The following is a 14,894-nucleotide window of genomic DNA, read 5'->3' on the forward strand; positions in this document are numbered from 1 at the left end:
CGGGCGCCGAGCATGTCCTGAGTTCGCGGGTACAGTCCCCGCAAACAGGGCGGCGGACCCGCTGCCGCCTGGGGGAACGCGTGCCGCGCGCCCCCCTGCGGGCGGGTCCGGAACTGCCGCTGGGAACCGGAGCGAGAAGGAGCTCCCCGTGCCGAAGTTCGTGTACGACTTCACCGAGGGAAACAAGGACCTCAAAGATCTGCTGGGCGGCAAGGGCGCCAATCTGGCCGAGATGACCAACCTCGGCCTGCCCGTGCCCCCCGGGTTCACGATCACCGCGGAGGCCTGCCGGTACTACCTCGAGCACGGGAGCCTGCCCGAGGGGCTGGCGGGCGAGGTGAACCGGCACCTGGCCGACCTGGAGTCGGCGATGGGCAAGAAGCTCGGCCAGAGCGACGACCCGCTGCTGGTCAGCGTACGTTCCGGGGCCAAGTTCAGCATGCCGGGCATGATGGAGACCGTCCTCAACGTGGGGCTGAACGACGAGTCCGTGCACGGCCTCGCCGTTCAGGCGGGCGACGAGCGGTTCGCGTGGGACTCCTACCGCCGGCTGATCCAGATGTTCGGCAGGACCGTCCTGGACATCGACGGCGACCTGTTCGAGGAGGCCGTCGAGGACGCCAAGCGGGCCCGCGGCAGCGACGACGACGTGGACCTGACCGCCGAGGACTTCAAGGAGCTCGTCGACCGGTTCAAGGCCATCGTCCGGGAACAGGCGGGCCGGGCCTTCCCGGACGATCCGCGCGAGCAGATGGACCTCGCCGTCGAGGCGGTGTTCAAGTCGTGGAACGCGCCCCGCGCCATCCTGTACCGGCGCCAGGAGCGCATCCCGGCCGACCTCGGCACGGCCGTGAACATCTGCTCGATGGTCTTCGGCAACATGGGCATGGACTCCGGGACGGGCGTCGCGTTCACCCGCGACCCCGCGTCCGGCCAGCAGGGCGTCTACGGCGACTACCTGCAGAACGCGCAGGGCGAGGACGTCGTCGCCGGCATCCGCAACACCGTCCCGCTGACGGAGCTGGAGCGGATCGACAAGGCGTCCTACGACCGGCTCCTGGAGATCATGGAGACGCTGGAGAACCACTACCGCGACATGTGCGACATCGAGTTCACGATCGAGCGCGGGAAGCTGTGGATGCTGCAGACCCGGGTCGGCAAGCGGACCGCCGCCGCGGCGTTCCGGATCGCCTGCCAGCTGCTCGACCAGGGGCTCATCGACCTGGACGAGGCCGCCAGGCGCGTCACCGGCGACCAGCTCGCCCAGCTCATGTTCCCGCGTTTCGCCAGCAGGGTGGACGGCGTCCAGAGGCTCACCAAGGGCATGAACGCCTCGCCCGGCGCGGCCGTCGGCAAGGCCGTGTTCAGCTCCGAACGGGCCGTGGAGCTGGCCGGGCAGGGCGAGGACGTGATCCTCGTCCGCCGCGAGACCAACCCGGACGACCTCTCCGGCATGGTCGCCGCCAAGGGCGTCCTGACGTCCCGCGGCGGGAAGACCTCGCACGCCGCCGTCGTCGCCCGCGGCATGGGCAAGACGTGCGTGTGCGGCGCCGAGGAACTGGACGTCGACGTCAAGACCGGTCACTTCACCGCCCCCGGCGGCGTCACGGTGAGCGAGGGCGACGTCATCTCGATCGACGGGTCGTCCGGCGACGTCTACCTCGGCGAGGTGCCCGTCGAGGACTCGCCCGTCGTCCAGTACTTCGAGGGCCGGCTGTCGCCCGGGGACAGCGACCTCGTCAAGGCGGTGGACCGCGTCATGGAGCACGCCGACTCGCGGGCCGCGCTGAAGGTGCGCGCGAACTCCGACAACCCGGAGGACTCGGCGCGGGCCCGCCGGTTCGGCGCGGCCGGGATCGGGCTGTGCCGCACCGAGCACATGTTCCTCGGCGACCGGCGGCAGCTCGTCGAGGAGCTCATCCTCGCCGAGGACGACACCGAGCGGCAGGCCGCGCTCGACGCCCTGGAGCCGCTGCAGAGGAGCGACTTCGAGGGCATCTTCGAGGCCATGGACGGACTGCCCGTCACGATCCGGCTCATCGACCCGCCGCTGCACGAGTTCCTCCCCGACATCACCGAGCTGTCGGTCAGGGTCGCGCTCGCGGGCGACGACGCGGACGCCAAGGACCGGAGACTGCTCGACGCAGTCAACCGACTGCACGAGCAGAACCCTATGCTGGGGCTGCGCGGAGTGCGGCTCGGTTTGGCGATTCCCGGTCTGTTCGGCATGCAGGTCCGCGCGATCGCCGAGGCCGCGGCGGCGCGCCGGCTCGCCGGCGGGGATCCGCGCCCGGAGATCATGATCCCGCTGGTCGGCGCCGTCCAGGAGCTGGAGGCCGTCCGGGACGAGGCGCGCGGCATCCTCGACCGGGTCAGGGAGTCCTCCGGAGTGGACGTACCGGCGCTGATCGGCACCATGATCGAGCTGCCGCGGGCCGCGCTGACCGCCGGGCAGATCGCCGAGGCCGCCGAGTTCTTCTCCTTCGGCACCAACGACCTCACCCAGACCGCCTGGGGCTTCTCCCGCGACGACGTCGAGGCGGCGTTCTTCTCCCGTTACCTGGAGCTCGGCATCTTCGGGGTGTCGCCGTTCGAGACCCTCGACCGGGAGGGCGTCGGGCGGCTCGTCCGCATCGCCGCCGAGGAGGGCCGCAAGGCGCGGCCCGGCATCAAGCTCGGCATCTGCGGCGAGCACGGCGGCGACCCCGATTCGATCCACTTCTGCCACGAGGTCGGCCTCGACTACGTCTCGTGCTCGCCGTTCCGCATCCCCGTGGCCCGGCTGGAGGCGGGGCGGGCGGCCATCGAGGCGGCGAACGCGGCGGGCGGCAGTGACAGCCGCTGATCCGAGCCGGCCGGTCCGCGCAGGTCCGGGGACCGGCCGGCGGCGGATGTGAGCGCCGCGACACGCCGTGACGGCGAACTTCGCACGCCGGCCGGACCATCTCACTAACGTGGCCGATGCGATGACGTTGGAAGTCGAATTGCCAGAGTCTCTGCCCGACGAACCCGGGACGGACGAGCCCGAGGACCGGCCGCGCAAGCGCCGCCGGCGCCGCCGGTCGCTCTGGTTCACCATCCCGGTGAGCGTCGTCCTCGGCCTGCTCGCGATCGCCGTGCTGACGCCCGTCACCGTCGGGACGCGGATCTGGTACCAGGCCCGCCAGGACGAGCGGCCCCGCTCCGACGCGATCATCGTGCTGGGCGCCGCGCAGTACAACGGGGTGCCGTCCCCGACGCTGAAATGGCGGCTCCAGCACGCTCTGGACCTCTACCGGCACGGCGTCGCACCCGTCATCGTGACCGTCGGCGGTCAGGCCACCGGCGACAACTACACCGAGGCGGGGGCCGGCCGCGCCTGGCTGATCGAGAAGGGCGGCGTGCCCGCGTCCAAGGTCTTCGCGGTTCCCGTCGGGCGCGACACGCTGGAGAGCATGAAGGCCGTCGGCGACGAGTTCGGCCGGCACCACTGGTCGTCCGGCGTGATCGTCACCGACCCGTGGCACGGGCTGCGCGCCAAGAAGATGGCCGAGGACAACGGGATCGAGGCCGCCGCCTCGCCGACCCGCAGCGGCCCGAGCGTGCAGACCCGCGACACCCAGTTCCACTACATCGTCCGGGAGACCGGCGGGTACCTGTCGTACGTGCTGCTGGGCAAGAGCGTCCAGGTGCCGGACGAGACCATCAAGCGCATTCACGTAGACCCCTCCGGGACCCCTTCGTCGGCCCCTTCCACCTCGCCGCGCCGCTGACGCCCCTCGCGCCCCTTTACCCTGGATAGGGACATGACGAGCAACGCGAACAAGGGCTACACCGGCCGCGACCGGGAGCGCTGGGCGCCCGAGCCCCCCAAGCGCCGGGACCGGACGGCGTTCGAACGCGACCGGGCCCGCGTCCTGCACAGCGCGGCGCTGCGGCGGCTGGCCGCCAAGACGCAGGTGGCCTCGCCCGGCGCGGACGCCGCCGCCGACACCGTGCACAGCCTGCGCACCCGGCTCACCCACTCCCTCGAATGCGCCCAGGTCGGCCGCGAGCTGGGCAAGTCGCTCGGCTGCGACCCGGACCTGGTGGAGGCGGCGTGCCTGTCCCACGACATCGGGCATCCGCCGTTCGGCCACAACGGCGAGTACGCGCTGGACATCGTCGCCCGCGACTGCGGCGGCTTCGAGGGCAACGCGCAGAGCCTGCGCGTCCTGACCCGGCTGGAACCGAAGTCGTTCGCCCCGGACGGCCCGCCCCTGCACGGCCGCAGCGTCGGCCTCAACCTGACCCGCGCCGCGCTGGACGCCGCCATGAAGTACCCGTGGCCCCAGGCCGCGGCGGTGAACGGCAAGTTCGGCGTCTACGACGACGACGCGGACGTGGCGCACTGGGTGCGGGACGGCGCCGAGCCCGGCCGGACGTGCTTCGAGGCTCAGGTCATGGACTGGAGCGACGACGTCGCGTACTCCGTCCACGACCTGGAGGACGCGCTGGTCGCCGGGCACATCGACTTCGTCCGGCTCGCCGATCCCGCCGAGCGCCGGCTCGTCGCCGCCACGGCGGCGAAGCTGTACTGCCCCGACGCGGGCCTGGCCGAGCTGGAGGAGTGCTTCGCGGCGCTGCTCGCCGAGCCGTACTGGCCCGACCGCTACGACGGCACCCCGCGCAGCCTCGCCGCTCTCAAGAACCTGACCAGCACCCTGATCGGGCGGTTCTGCATGGCCGCCGAGACCGCGACCCGGGAGGCCTACGGCGACCGGCCGCTCACCCGGTACGCCGCGGAACTGATCGTCCCGCGGCCGCAGCGGCTGGAGAACGCCCTGCTCAAGGGCATCACGGCGCACTACGTGTGGATCAGTCACGAGGAGATCAGGGCGCGCCAGCGGACGCTGATCACCGAGCTGGCCGAGCTGATGCTCGCCGGCGCGCCCGGCAGCCTCGACCCCGGGTTCCGTGACGCGTTCACGGACGCCGGCGACGACGCGGCGCGGCTGCGGGCCGTCATCGACCAGATCGCCTCGCTGACCGACCTGTCCGCCATGGCCCGCCACCGCCTGCTGGGCGGACGCGCCCACTGAGGTCCTGTGCGAAGTTCGGGGAGAATTCCGCCCCGACGCGCCCGACGGTGGCCCTTGTCTCGTTACAGACGCCGCTGTAGGGATAGCTACAGGTCAACTACAGGAGGTCGCCATGCCCGAGGAGACGTTCGTCATCGCCGGCGCCGGCCTGGCGGGTGCGAAGGCGGCGGAGACGCTCCGCGAGGAGGGCTTCGCGGGCAGGGTGCTGCTGGTCGGTGCGGAGATCGAGCGGCCCTACGAGCGGCCACCGCTGTCCAAGGGGTTCCTGCTGGACAAGGAACCCCGCGAGAAGGCACATGTCCATGAGGCCGACTGGTACGACAAGCACGACGTGGAGCTGCGGGTCGGCACGTCCGTCGCGTCCATCGACCGGGGCGCGCACCAGGTCCGGCTGTCCACCAAGGAACCGATCTCCTATGACAGGCTGCTGCTGGCGACGGGCGCGTCTCCGCGGCGGCTGGACGTGCCCGGGTCCAAGCTGCAGGGCATCCACTACCTGCGGACGATGGCCGACTCGGCGGCGCTGAAGCAGGCGCTCGCGCACGGCGGCCGCCGCGTCGTGGTCGCCGGGGCGGGCTGGATCGGGCTGGAGACGGCCGCCGCCGCCCGCGGGTACGGCAACGACGTGACGGTCATCGAGCCGGAGCCGACGCCGCTGCACGCCACCATGGGGCCCGAGCTCGGCGGCATGTTCGCCGACCTGCACCGCGAGCACGGCGTGATCCTGCGGATGGACGAGGGCGTCGCCGGGTTCTGGGGCGCCGGGCAGGTGTCGGCGGTGGTGACCTCCGGCGGCGCCGAGATCCCCGCGGACGTCGTGATCGTCGGCATCGGGGTGCGGCCCGACAGCGGGCTCGCCGAGGAGGCCGGCCTGGAGGTGTCGGACGGGATCCTCGTCGACCAGTCGCTGCGCACGTCCGACCCCGACATCTACGCGGCCGGGGACGTGGCCAACGCCTTCAACCCGGTGCTCGGCCGCCGGGTCCGCGTGGAGCACTGGGCGAACGCGCTGAACGGCGGGCCCGCCGCCGCCCGCGCCATGCTCGGCCAGGACGTCGTCTACGACCAGCTCCCGTACTTCTTCAGCGACCAGTACGACCTGGGCATGGAGACGTCCGGCGTCGCGGCGCCGGGGGAGTACGACGAGGTCGTGTACCGCGGGAACGTCCCGGGCCGGGAGTTCATCGCGTTCTGGCTGTCGGGCGGCCGGGTCGTCGCCGGGATGAACGTGAACGTGTGGGACGTCACCGGGGACGTCCAGGCGCTGATCCGCTCCGGGCGCCCGGTGGACACCGCCCGTCTCGCCGACCCCGGCGTGCCGCTCGCCGAACTGGCGTGAGGCACGTCCGGTAGGCCACGTACAGTCGGCCGGGTGGTCACGGACGAGATCGTGGCGCTCGGCCGGGCGCGCGTCGCGGTGACGCTGGCGTTCGCCGCGCACGGCCTGCTCGGCGCCGCCTGGGTCGCCCGCATCCCGCAGATCAAGGAGCATCTCGGGCTGGGCGAGGGCGCGATGGGCGTCGCGCTGCTCGGCGCTCCCGTCGGCGTCGTGGCCGCCGTCCGGTTCGCCGGGCGGATCGTCGGCCGGTGGGGGAGCGCGACGACGACCACCGCCGCCGGGGTCGCCGGCGCCCTGTCGCTGGTCCCGCTCGGCCTCGCCGGGAACCTCGGCGCGCTGATCGTCTCCCTGCTGCTGATGGGCGCCTCGCTCGGCCTGATGGACGTGGCGATGAACGCCCAGGGCGTGGCCGTGGAACGCGGCTACGGCCGTCCGATCATGTCCGGGCTGCACGGCTCCTACAGCGTGGGGACGCTGCTGGCCGCGCTGATCGGGTCGGCCGCCGCGCACGCGGACGTCCCGGTGCCGCTGCACCTGGCGGCCGCGGCGGGGGTGCTGACCGTGCTGGTGGTCCTCGGCTGCCGGGGCCTGCTGGACCGTTCCGCGGACGCCCTTCCCGAGCCGGACGAGGACGCGCCCGGCGCCCGTCGTCCCGGCGGGGAGACCTACCGGTCAGGCCGGTGGCCGCTGGCGCTGCTCGGGATCATCGGCCTGTGCTCGTTCGTCGGCGAGGGCGCCATGGCCGACTGGAGCGCGGTCTACCTGCGGGAGAACCTCGGCACCGGGCCCGGCGTGGCGGGGCTCGGCTACGCCGGCTGCGCGGTGGCGATGACCGTCGGGCGGCTCACCGGCGACCAGGTCGTGGCCCGGTTCGGGCCCGTCCCGGTGCTGCGGGCCGGGTCGCTGGTCGCCGCGCTCGGCCTCGGGCTCGGCCTCGCGGCGGGCGACCCGACGGCGGCGGTGGCCGGATTCACGCTGTTCGGCCTCGGCGCCGCCGTCGTGGCGCCCGTCACCTTCAGCGCGGCCGGAAACATGCCCGGCGTCCCCGCGGCGGCCGGGATCTCCCGGGTCACCGGGGTCGGCTACCTCGGCCTGCTCGGCGGCCCGCCCGTCATCGGGTTCATCGCCCAGGGGGTGGGCCTGACGTGGGCGCTGGCGGTGCCCGTCGTCCTGGTCGGCCTGATCGTCCTGCTCGCCCCGGCGACCGCCACGGCGGGACGCTGACCGTCCGGGGATTCCGATCTGTGGCGGGGTTGTGACTCCGCAAATGTCCTACTCAGGTAAGGTCTGGGCGAGTGAACACCATGCAGCGGTCAAGACCGGACCAAACGGTCTCGTCCACCCCTGCCTACCGAACATTCCTCGGCGAACTGCTCAGCTTCGGTTTCGTGGGGTGCGTCGGCACTCTGATCATGATTTTCGGCGCCAACCTGATGCGCGCGTGGCTCGGCGGCAGCCCGGTCACCAGCGTCGTCGTGCCGGCCGCGGCGTCCACGCTGTCGTCCTACCTGCTCAACCGGTTCTGGACGTTCCGGCACCGGGACAGCGACGGCTCCGGCCGGGAGGTCGCGATCTTCTTCGCACTGAACGGCGTCGGGCTGCTCATCCAGGTGCTGTGCACCGGCTTCACCTACTACACCCTCGGCCTGCACGGCGGGATCGCCTACAACCTCGGGCTGCTCGCAGGCGTCGGCCTCGGGTCGGCGTTCCGTTACTGGTCGTACAAGAAGTGGGTGTTCACGCCCGCGGCCGCCTAGCCGCACCGTCCCCCCGCTCTCACCGCCCCGCCGGGACGATCTTCTCGGTCTGGGTGCGCGCCTCGGCCAGGATGCCGGCGAGGTCCTGCCCGGTGGCCTGGGAGAAGATCGCGTGGTCGATGCCGCGTTCCGCGAGCCGCCCGATGGCGTCCACGGCCGCGTCGACCGACGGCCGGCCGGCGAGAAGGCTCAGCGACGTCTTCTCGATCTCGGCGTAGTCGCGCCCCTCGCGCTCGCAGTGCTCGCGGAGCACGTCCAGCTTGTGCGGCAGTTCGTCGCCGTCGAAGAGGTTGCACGCGTCGGCGTACTTCGCGACGAACCGGAGCGTCTTCTTCTCGCCGCCCCCGCCGATGAGGATGGGCGGGTGCGGGCGCCGCAGCGCCGGCGGCGAGTTCAGGGGCCGCTCCAGCCTGTAGTGCTCGCCCTCGAACGCCGACTCGTCGCCCTTCCACATCTGGTGGGCGATCCGCAGGGTCTCCTCCAGCCGCTCGAACCGCTCAGCGACGGGCGGGAACCGGACGCCGAGGCCCCGCGACTCCTCCTCGTTCCACGCCGCGCCGATGCCGAGCCAGGCGCGTCCGCCCGACAGGACGTCGAGCGTGGTCACCGTCTTGACCAGGATGCCGGGCTCCCGGTAGGTGACGCCGGTGACCATCGTCCCCAGGGTGATCCTCTCGGTCAGCGCCGCCGCATAGGCGAGCGCGGAGTAGCCCTCCAGCATGGGGTCCTCCGAGGGCCCCACTCCGCGGATCTGGAAGAAGTGGTCCATCACCCACAGCGAGTCCAGCCCGCCCTGGTCGGCCTCGCGGGCGATGCGGCCGAACGTCGGGCCGATCTGCTCGGGTCCGCCGGGAAAGGTGAAGCTCGGTACCTGAAGTCCAATGCGCATGGCCGTTCCTCGCGCCTCTCGTGGTCGGCTGTCTCCTTCCACTCTGAGACCTGGAGCGCGCTCCAGGTCAAGGGGGGCCCACCGGCCGGGGCGTTGACCTGGAGTGCACTCCAGGTGCGATCCTGGACGGCGTGAGCTCCTACTCTCCCGCCGAGACCGCCGAGAAGAGCGGTTTCAGCATCGACACGCTGCGTTACTACGAGAAGATCGGGCTGCTCTCCGGCATCGCGCGGAACGCGTCCGGGCGGCGCGTGTTCAGCGACGACGACCTGCAGTGGCTCGGCATGCTGCGCTGCCTGCGCGGCACCGGGATGCCGATCGCCGAGATGCTGCGGTACTCCGAGCTGGCCCGCGGCGGCGCGGAGACCGTCCAGGAGCGGCTCGAACTGCTCCAGGAGCACGACCGCCGCGTAGAGGAGCAGATCGCCACGCTGCGCATCCAGCAGGAGCAGGTCAAGATGAAGATCGGCTTCTACCGCGACGTCGTCGTCTGCGACATCGCGCCCGCCGGCGCCTCGGCCTGAGCCGGCAGGCGCCCGGCCCGTGCCCAGGTCTCGGCGGGGTCGAAGCGGTCCGCCTCCCAGGTGTGGGCGTGGATCGTCCCGCGGTTCCGGAAGCGGCGCATGATCGCCACGTGCGGGGGCCAGCCGACGAAGCGCTTCAGCGCAGCCTCGTCCGTCCAGACCGAGACCGAGCCGCATCGGCGTCGCAGGGGGCGGGCCCAGAGCCAGACGCCGACGGCGCCCTCCAGGTCCGGCCAGGCCCGGCGGAGGTCCATGCCCGCGCGGAAGACCTTCGGCAGGTCGAGGGGATTCGCGCAGGTGAAGTCGGTGACGCTGACGAGGACCGGCCCGTCTCCGGCGGCCGGGCCTGCGCGCCAAGGGCTTCTCATCGCCATGAGGGGGACCGGCCGAGGAGGGACAGGAGGCGGTCCGCCGGCGGGGTGCCGTCCGTGGAGGGGACGGACGGGGCGAACGACTCGCCGGGGCCGCGGCCGTCCTCGGGGACGATGGCCGCGACCTTGAGGGACGCGGTGACGAGCTCCTCCGGCGGCTCCCACGGGACGCCGATCGTGGCCGCGACGTCCCACGCGTGCACGACCAGGTCCACGAAGTGGAAGCTGATCGCCAGGGACGCCGGGAACGCGCCGCCGTCCCGGATCTCCGGGAGGACGAGTTCGGCGTCCAGCGCCACGTCCGCGAAGGCGCGCGTCACGAGGTCGGCGGAGGTCCTCGCGGCGGCGTGGGGGTCGTCGCCCAGGTCGCCTGCGCGCCAGGCGGACAGCCGTGCGCCCTCGCCCCGGGCGGCGGCGGCGAAGCCCTCGTCCTGGCTGACCTGGTGGCGCAGGAGACCGTGCAGCGTCCAGTCGGGGCACGGCGTGGGCAGGGTGAGCGCGTCCGGCTTCACCTGGGCGACGGTGCCGAGATAGAGGTCGGCCGCCTTCCGGTCGAGTGGACGGAAGTCGGTGGTGAGCAGTTCGGTCAGCAGATCCATACCGCCCACGCTAGGAACTACGAGAGGCCCAGGTAAAGGTCCAAAATTGCGAAGAATGACTGAGTCGATTTAGGGTCGGTGCCGTGGATCTGCATGTGAGCCTGGTGGGCCGGCGCGACCTCGCCGGGCAGATCTACGGGCAGTTGCGCACCGCGATCCTGGACGGGCGGCTGCGCGCGGGGGAGGCGCTGCCCCCGACCCGGGAGCTGGCGAGACGGCTGGCGATCTCCCGCAACACGGTCGGCGTCGCCTACGACCGGCTCGCCGCCGAGGGGTTCCTGACGAGCCGGGTGGGCGCGGGGACGTTCGTCCGGGAGACCGGGTCCGCCGCCCGGAGCGCGCCGGCCGCGTCGCCGCTGCGGCCGCGGGGGATCTGGGACGAGGTGTCCGCCTGGCCGGCGCGGATGCCGGGGATCAGGTGGGACTTCCGCGCCGGCCTGCCCGACGTGCGGCTGTTCCCGTACGAGGCGTGGCGGCGGATCATGGCGGGGCTGCTGCGGCCGTCGTCGCTGGCGGACCCCGCCTCCGCGGGTGACCCGGCCGGCCTGCCCGCACTGCGCGAGGCGATCGCCCGGCACGCGGGCCTCTCCCGGTCGGTGCGGGCCAACGGCCGCGACATCGTCGTCACCGCCGGCATCCAGCAGGCGATCGACCTGATCGTCCGGGTGCTGCTCGAACCGGGCGACGTGGTGGCCGTGGAGGATCCGGGATACCCGCCGGTGCGGATGCTGCTCACCGCCGCCGGGATGCGGGTGCGGGGCGTGCCGGTCGACGCGGAGGGGCTGCGGGTGGACGCGCTGCCCGGCGAGGCGCGGGCCGTCTACGTCACGCCGTCACACCAGTTCCCGCTGGGCATGCCGATGTCGCTGCCGCGCCGCCGGGCGCTGCTCGGCTGGGCGCGGCGCCGCGACGCGTTGATCGTCGAGGACGACTACGACACCGAGTACCGGTACGGCGGACGTCCGATCGAGCCGCTGCAGAGCCTCGACGAGGACGGCCGGGTCCTCTACACGGGCACCTTCTCCAAGATCATGCGGCCGGTGCTGCGGCTGGGGTTCCTCGTTGCGCCGCCGTCGCTGCACCACGCCTTCCGGATGGCGCGGTACGTCTCGTCCTGGCACGCCGAGCTGCCCGCGCAGGCGGCGCTCGCCCGGTTCATCGACGAGGGCCTGCTCGCCCGGCACATCCGCAGGTCGCGCCGCGAGTACCTGGCGCGGCACGAGCGCGTCACGGAGCTCGCCGGGGGCCTGCTGGGAGATCGGCTGACCCTGGTCCCGTCCGAGGCGGGGCTGCATCTGAGCGCCACCCTCCCGGACGGGACCGACGACGCCGCGATCGCCGCGAAGGCGCTCGACGCCGGCGTCGGGCTGTTCGCGCTGTCGGAGTTCGCCGTGTCGGCGCCGGCCGCGCCGGGCCTGGTCTTCGGCTACGGGGCCGTGACGCCGCCCGAGATCGAGGACGGAATGCGCAGGCTCCGCGAGATCCTGGCCTGACTAGCGGTGGACGGGCGTGACGCGCCGGCCGGCCGCGTCGAAGAACAGGACGCGGCCGATGTCGACGGTCAGGGCGACATGGTCGCCCCGGTTGGGGCGGCCGCCGGGCGCGATGCGGAACACCAGGTCGGACCGGCGGTGGTGGCCGGCGTGCTCCTCGGCCGGGTCCGCCTCCTCGGGCGCCCTCCCGAGCATCGCCCGCAGCCGGCCGCGCAGCCCCGGGCGCTCGGGCGCGTACGCCTCCGCCGGTTCCGGCCGCCCCACCTCGCTCGCGTCGACCGTCGGGATGCCCGCCTCGGCGTAGGCGAGCCACTCGTGCCCGTGGAACTCCAGCGCGCGGACCTGCCCGGACAGGACGGTGCCGGGCGGTGCCGGGGAGCCGGGGGCGATCGGCATCAGCGTGTCCGGCCGGATCCCGACGATCACCGGCCGGCCGTGCTGGCTGATCAGCGCCGACGCCCGGGGGGTCGTCCCACGGGACGGTCAGCCGCTGCGGCCCGAGGTCGAGCAGCAGCCCCTCGCCCTCGACGGCCCACAGCGTGGCCTGCAGTAGGTTCATCGGCGGCGAGCTGAGGAACGCGGCCACGAACACCGTCGCCGGGTCCTCGTAGATCTGCTCGGGGGTGCCGACGTCCTCCAGGACGCCGTCCCGCAGCACCGCCATCCGGTCGGCCATCGTCATGGCCTCGACCTGGTCGTGGGTGACGTAGACGGTGGTGGTGCCGGTGGACCGGACCAGCGCGGCGATCTCGACGCGCAGCTCGGTGCGCAGCCCCGCGTCCAGGCTCGACAGCGGCTCGTCCATCAGGAACAGCGACGGCTCGCGGATCAGCGCCCGCCCGATCGCGGCCCGCTGCCGCTGGCCGCCGGACAGCGTGCCCGGCATCCGGTCGATCATCGTGTTGATGCCGAGCGCGCGAGCCAGTTCGACGACCTTCGCGGTGGCCTCGGCACGGTCGTCCCCCGACACCTCCAGGGGGAACATCATGTTTCCCTTGACCGTGCGGTGCGGGTAGAGCGCGCCCTCCTGGAACACCATCGCCACGTTCCGGTCGCGCGGCGGAAGCTGGTTGGCGACGATCCCGTTCAGCCACAGGTCGCCGCTGGTGATCTCCTCCAGGCCGGCGATCATCCGCAGGATGGTGGACTTGCCGCACCCGGACGGCCCGAGCAGGACGAACAGCTCCCCGTCGTTGATGCGCAGGCGGACGTTGCGGACGGCCACCTGCCCGCCGGGATAGACCTTGTCGACACCGTCGAGCACAACTTCCGTCATCGGGGCCGCCTGGGAGTGGGCAGAACTTCGGTCCGTCATCCCATCGTGCGACGGTGCGTTTGTCCATAGCCCACCAAGAGTTACCAATAGTTAACTAGGCCGGGTCCGGCCATGCCGCTGGCCATGCCGGGCGACATGTCAGTTGACATGGTCTTGTTCGGGGCCTGTTCGCCGGCCGTCCATGCCACGGACTCCCCGTGGACGAGCCGTTGTCGGAGCACGGCCGAGTTCTCCGCCGTCGCGCTGATCAGCGCGCCGCCGCCGGCCAAGGGGAGGAGGGACAGGCCTTCGGCGGCGTACGGCTCCCGCGTCAGGCCCTCGCCGACGAGCAGGACGGCACCGGACGCCCCCGCACCGCCCAGGACGGCGCCGCTCCCGTAGGTCCCGGGGTCGTCCAGGCACAGTTCGTGCCGGAGCAGGGGCGCGCCGCCGTACGTCACGTCGAGCCGGCCGGTGTGGCGGCCGGGCCGTTCGCCGTACCTGCCGAGGACCAGCTCCTCGCGCCAGCGCAGCGTCGCTCCGGCGGCGAGCGCGACGGAGGCGGCCGCACGGTGATCGCACTCCGCCGCCGCGACGGTCGGCTCGGGCGCGAAGTCGAGGTGGCCGCCCGGCCCGACCACGGCCCGGACCGTCAGCCCGGACGGGCCGTCGCCCGGCAGCGCGACCGATGTGGCGGACGAGCGGACCGCGAGACGCGCGCCCGCCCCCACGGTGAGTTCGAGGTCGAGCTCGTCGCCGCCGAGCGGACCGGCGGCCGCACCGACCAGGTAGACCGCGTCATCCGCCGCACGCAGCGCGAGGGGGCCGTCCGACCGCAGCCGTGTCAACCGGGTCCGGCCGTCCGCGGCGCGCTCGGCGGCCACGGCCGCCCGGGCCCGGTACCCGCGCGTCACGGTGCGGCCGCGGTGGCGGTGTCCGGGTGCGTGTGTCCGCGGGCTTCGTCGAGGATCGTGCGGATCCACGCGGTCACCTCCGGGGCGTCCGGGCGTTCACGGAGCGAGGTGAACGCCACCGGGCGGCCGTCGCGGACCCGGGCGGCATCGCGGGCCATCATGTCCAGGTCGCTGCCGACCAGCGGCGCCAGGTCCGTCTTGTTGACGACGAGCAGGTCGGCCGCCGCGACGCCGAGACCGCCTTTGCGGGGGACGTCGTCGCCGCCCGCCACGTCCAGCACGAAGATCTGCCGGTCCGCGAGGCCGCGGCTGAACAGCGCGGTCAGGTTGTCGCCGCCGCTCTCCACGATGATCAGGTCGAGCCGCCCGTGCCGCGCCTCCAGCGCCTCGACCGCGTCCAGGTTGGCGGAGATGTCGTCGCGGATCGCCGTGTGCGGGCAGGCCCCCGTCCGCACGGCCGTGATCCGGTCGTCGGGCAGGACGGCCTCGCGGCGCAGGAAGTCGGCGTCCTCGGTGGTGTAGATGTCGTTGGTCACCACCGCCAGCTCCAGCTCGTCGCGCAGCATCCGGCACAGCGCGGCGGTCAGCGCGGTCTTACCGCTGCCGACCGGGCCGCCGATGCCGAGCCGCAGCGCGCGGTCCGCCGCGGGCGCGGCCTCGTACGGGTCGTGGTGGTGAACGGCTCCCATGGCT

General features: G+C 72.9%; 15 protein-coding genes and 1 pseudogene. 9 read left to right on the plus strand and 7 right to left on the minus strand.

The genetic code is table 11. The features are described 5' to 3' along the window. The first annotated feature begins 148 nt into the window (after positions 1-148). From ppdK to ACQPZP_RS14375, 6 genes are all read left to right on the plus strand, one after another. Positions 149-2,845 carry a pyruvate, phosphate dikinase gene (gene ppdK / locus ACQPZP_RS14350; RefSeq protein WP_433478104.1) on the plus strand — a complete coding sequence of 899 codons (2,697 nt, stop codon included), beginning with the start codon at positions 149-151 and terminating at the stop codon, positions 2,843-2,845. A 139-nt stretch (positions 2,846-2,984) separates the two neighbouring features. Continuing rightward, entirely contained in the window at positions 2,985-3,752 is a 768-nt protein-coding gene (locus ACQPZP_RS14355) for a YdcF family protein (RefSeq protein ID WP_433478105.1), read from the plus strand. 33 nt (positions 3,753-3,785) lie between these two features. Next, positions 3,786-5,060, plus strand: a complete 1,275-nt coding sequence (locus ACQPZP_RS14360) for a deoxyguanosinetriphosphate triphosphohydrolase (RefSeq protein WP_433478106.1) — start codon at positions 3,786-3,788, stop codon at positions 5,058-5,060. Positions 5,061-5,172: 112 nt separating this feature from the next. After that, positions 5,173-6,399: an NAD(P)/FAD-dependent oxidoreductase gene (locus ACQPZP_RS14365; protein WP_433478107.1), complete on the plus strand. Its 1,227-nt coding sequence runs from the start codon at positions 5,173-5,175 to the stop codon at positions 6,397-6,399. A 33-nt stretch (positions 6,400-6,432) separates the two neighbouring features. Then, a complete protein-coding gene (locus tag ACQPZP_RS14370) occupies positions 6,433-7,623 on the plus strand; it encodes an MFS transporter (protein ID WP_433478108.1) in 1,191 nt (396 codons plus the stop codon). An 80-nt stretch (positions 7,624-7,703) separates the two neighbouring features. Continuing rightward, positions 7,704-8,156 carry a GtrA family protein gene (locus ACQPZP_RS14375; RefSeq protein WP_433479610.1) on the plus strand — a complete coding sequence of 151 codons (453 nt, stop codon included), beginning with the start codon at positions 7,704-7,706 and terminating at the stop codon, positions 8,154-8,156. 19 nt (positions 8,157-8,175) lie between these two features. Here ACQPZP_RS14375 and ACQPZP_RS14380 read toward each other — a convergent pair whose 3' ends face one another. Continuing rightward, positions 8,176-9,045, minus strand: a complete 870-nt coding sequence (locus ACQPZP_RS14380; protein WP_433478109.1) for an LLM class F420-dependent oxidoreductase — start codon at positions 9,043-9,045, stop codon at positions 8,176-8,178. Between the two features lie 131 nt (positions 9,046-9,176). On the opposite strand from ACQPZP_RS14380, the gene ACQPZP_RS14385 reads away from it, so the two are divergent. Beyond that, positions 9,177-9,569, plus strand: coding sequence for a MerR family transcriptional regulator (locus ACQPZP_RS14385; protein ID WP_433478110.1), 393 nt, complete (start codon positions 9,177-9,179; stop codon positions 9,567-9,569). Here ACQPZP_RS14385 and ACQPZP_RS14390 read toward each other — a convergent pair. Beyond that, a complete protein-coding gene (locus tag ACQPZP_RS14390) occupies positions 9,518-9,937 on the minus strand; it encodes a hypothetical protein (protein ID WP_433478111.1) in 420 nt (139 codons plus the stop codon). The two genes, ACQPZP_RS14385 and ACQPZP_RS14390, sit on opposite strands and share 52 nt — an antisense overlap. Next, on the minus strand, positions 9,934-10,539 hold the full coding sequence (locus ACQPZP_RS14395) for a TIGR03086 family metal-binding protein (protein ID WP_433478112.1): 606 nt from the start codon (positions 10,537-10,539) through the stop codon (positions 9,934-9,936). The genes ACQPZP_RS14390 and ACQPZP_RS14395 overlap by 4 nt, the downstream gene beginning before the upstream one ends. 83 nt (positions 10,540-10,622) lie before the next feature. On the opposite strand from ACQPZP_RS14395, the gene ACQPZP_RS14400 reads away from it, so the two are divergent. Further along, positions 10,623-12,032 (plus strand): PLP-dependent aminotransferase family protein, encoded by a 1,410-nt coding sequence (locus tag ACQPZP_RS14400; RefSeq protein ID WP_433478113.1) that lies wholly within the window; start codon positions 10,623-10,625, stop codon positions 12,030-12,032. Here the strand turns inward: ACQPZP_RS14400 and ACQPZP_RS14405 are convergent, their stop codons facing one another. Further along, positions 12,033-12,428: a hypothetical protein gene (locus tag ACQPZP_RS14405; protein WP_433479786.1), complete on the minus strand. Its 396-nt coding sequence runs from the start codon at positions 12,426-12,428 to the stop codon at positions 12,033-12,035. 4 nt (positions 12,429-12,432) lie between these two features. On the opposite strand from ACQPZP_RS14405, the gene ACQPZP_RS14410 reads away from it, so the two are divergent. Beyond that, positions 12,433-12,585, plus strand: coding sequence for a hypothetical protein (locus ACQPZP_RS14410; RefSeq protein ID WP_433479787.1), 153 nt, complete (start codon positions 12,433-12,435; stop codon positions 12,583-12,585). Between the two features lie 297 nt (positions 12,586-12,882). Here the strand turns inward: ACQPZP_RS14410 and ACQPZP_RS14415 are convergent. The 3 genes and pseudogenes from ACQPZP_RS14415 to ureG form a co-directional block, all read right to left on the minus strand. Continuing rightward, positions 12,883-13,347, minus strand: a pseudogene (locus ACQPZP_RS14415) (ATP-binding cassette domain-containing protein); the annotation flags it as partial. Between the two features lie 41 nt (positions 13,348-13,388). Beyond that, entirely contained in the window at positions 13,389-14,201 is an 813-nt protein-coding gene (locus ACQPZP_RS14420) for an urease accessory protein UreD (protein ID WP_433478114.1), read from the minus strand. Continuing rightward, positions 14,198-14,890, minus strand: coding sequence for an urease accessory protein UreG (gene ureG, locus ACQPZP_RS14425; protein WP_433478115.1), 693 nt, complete (start codon positions 14,888-14,890; stop codon positions 14,198-14,200). Before ureG ends, ACQPZP_RS14420 begins: the two co-directional genes overlap by 4 nt. Positions 14,891-14,894 lie beyond the last annotated feature (4 nt).

The organism is Spirillospora sp. CA-142024, assembly GCF_050942325.1.
GTDB lineage: Bacteria > Actinomycetota > Actinomycetes > Streptosporangiales > Streptosporangiaceae > Spirillospora.

Excerpts from the sequence above, each read along its gene's own strand:
- ACQPZP_RS14395 (WP_433478112.1), bottom strand. The coding sequence starts at position 10,539 with ATGGATCTGCTGACCGAACTGCTCACCACCGACTTCCGTCCACTCGAC.
- ACQPZP_RS14360 (WP_433478106.1), top strand. The coding sequence starts at position 3,786 with ATGACGAGCAACGCGAACAAGGGCTACACCGGCCGCGACCGGGAGCGC.
- ACQPZP_RS14365 (WP_433478107.1), top strand. The coding sequence starts at position 5,173 with ATGCCCGAGGAGACGTTCGTCATCGCCGGCGCCGGCCTGGCGGGTGCG.
- ACQPZP_RS14405 (WP_433479786.1), bottom strand. The coding sequence starts at position 12,428 with ATGCCGATCGCCCCCGGCTCCCCGGCACCGCCCGGCACCGTCCTGTCC.
- ureG (WP_433478115.1), bottom strand. The coding sequence starts at position 14,890 with ATGGGAGCCGTTCACCACCACGACCCGTACGAGGCCGCGCCCGCGGCG.
- ACQPZP_RS14380 (WP_433478109.1), bottom strand. The coding sequence starts at position 9,045 with ATGCGCATTGGACTTCAGGTACCGAGCTTCACCTTTCCCGGCGGACCC.
- ACQPZP_RS14375 (WP_433479610.1), top strand. The coding sequence starts at position 7,704 with ATGCAGCGGTCAAGACCGGACCAAACGGTCTCGTCCACCCCTGCCTAC.
- ACQPZP_RS14390 (WP_433478111.1), bottom strand. The coding sequence starts at position 9,937 with ATGAGAAGCCCTTGGCGCGCAGGCCCGGCCGCCGGAGACGGGCCGGTC.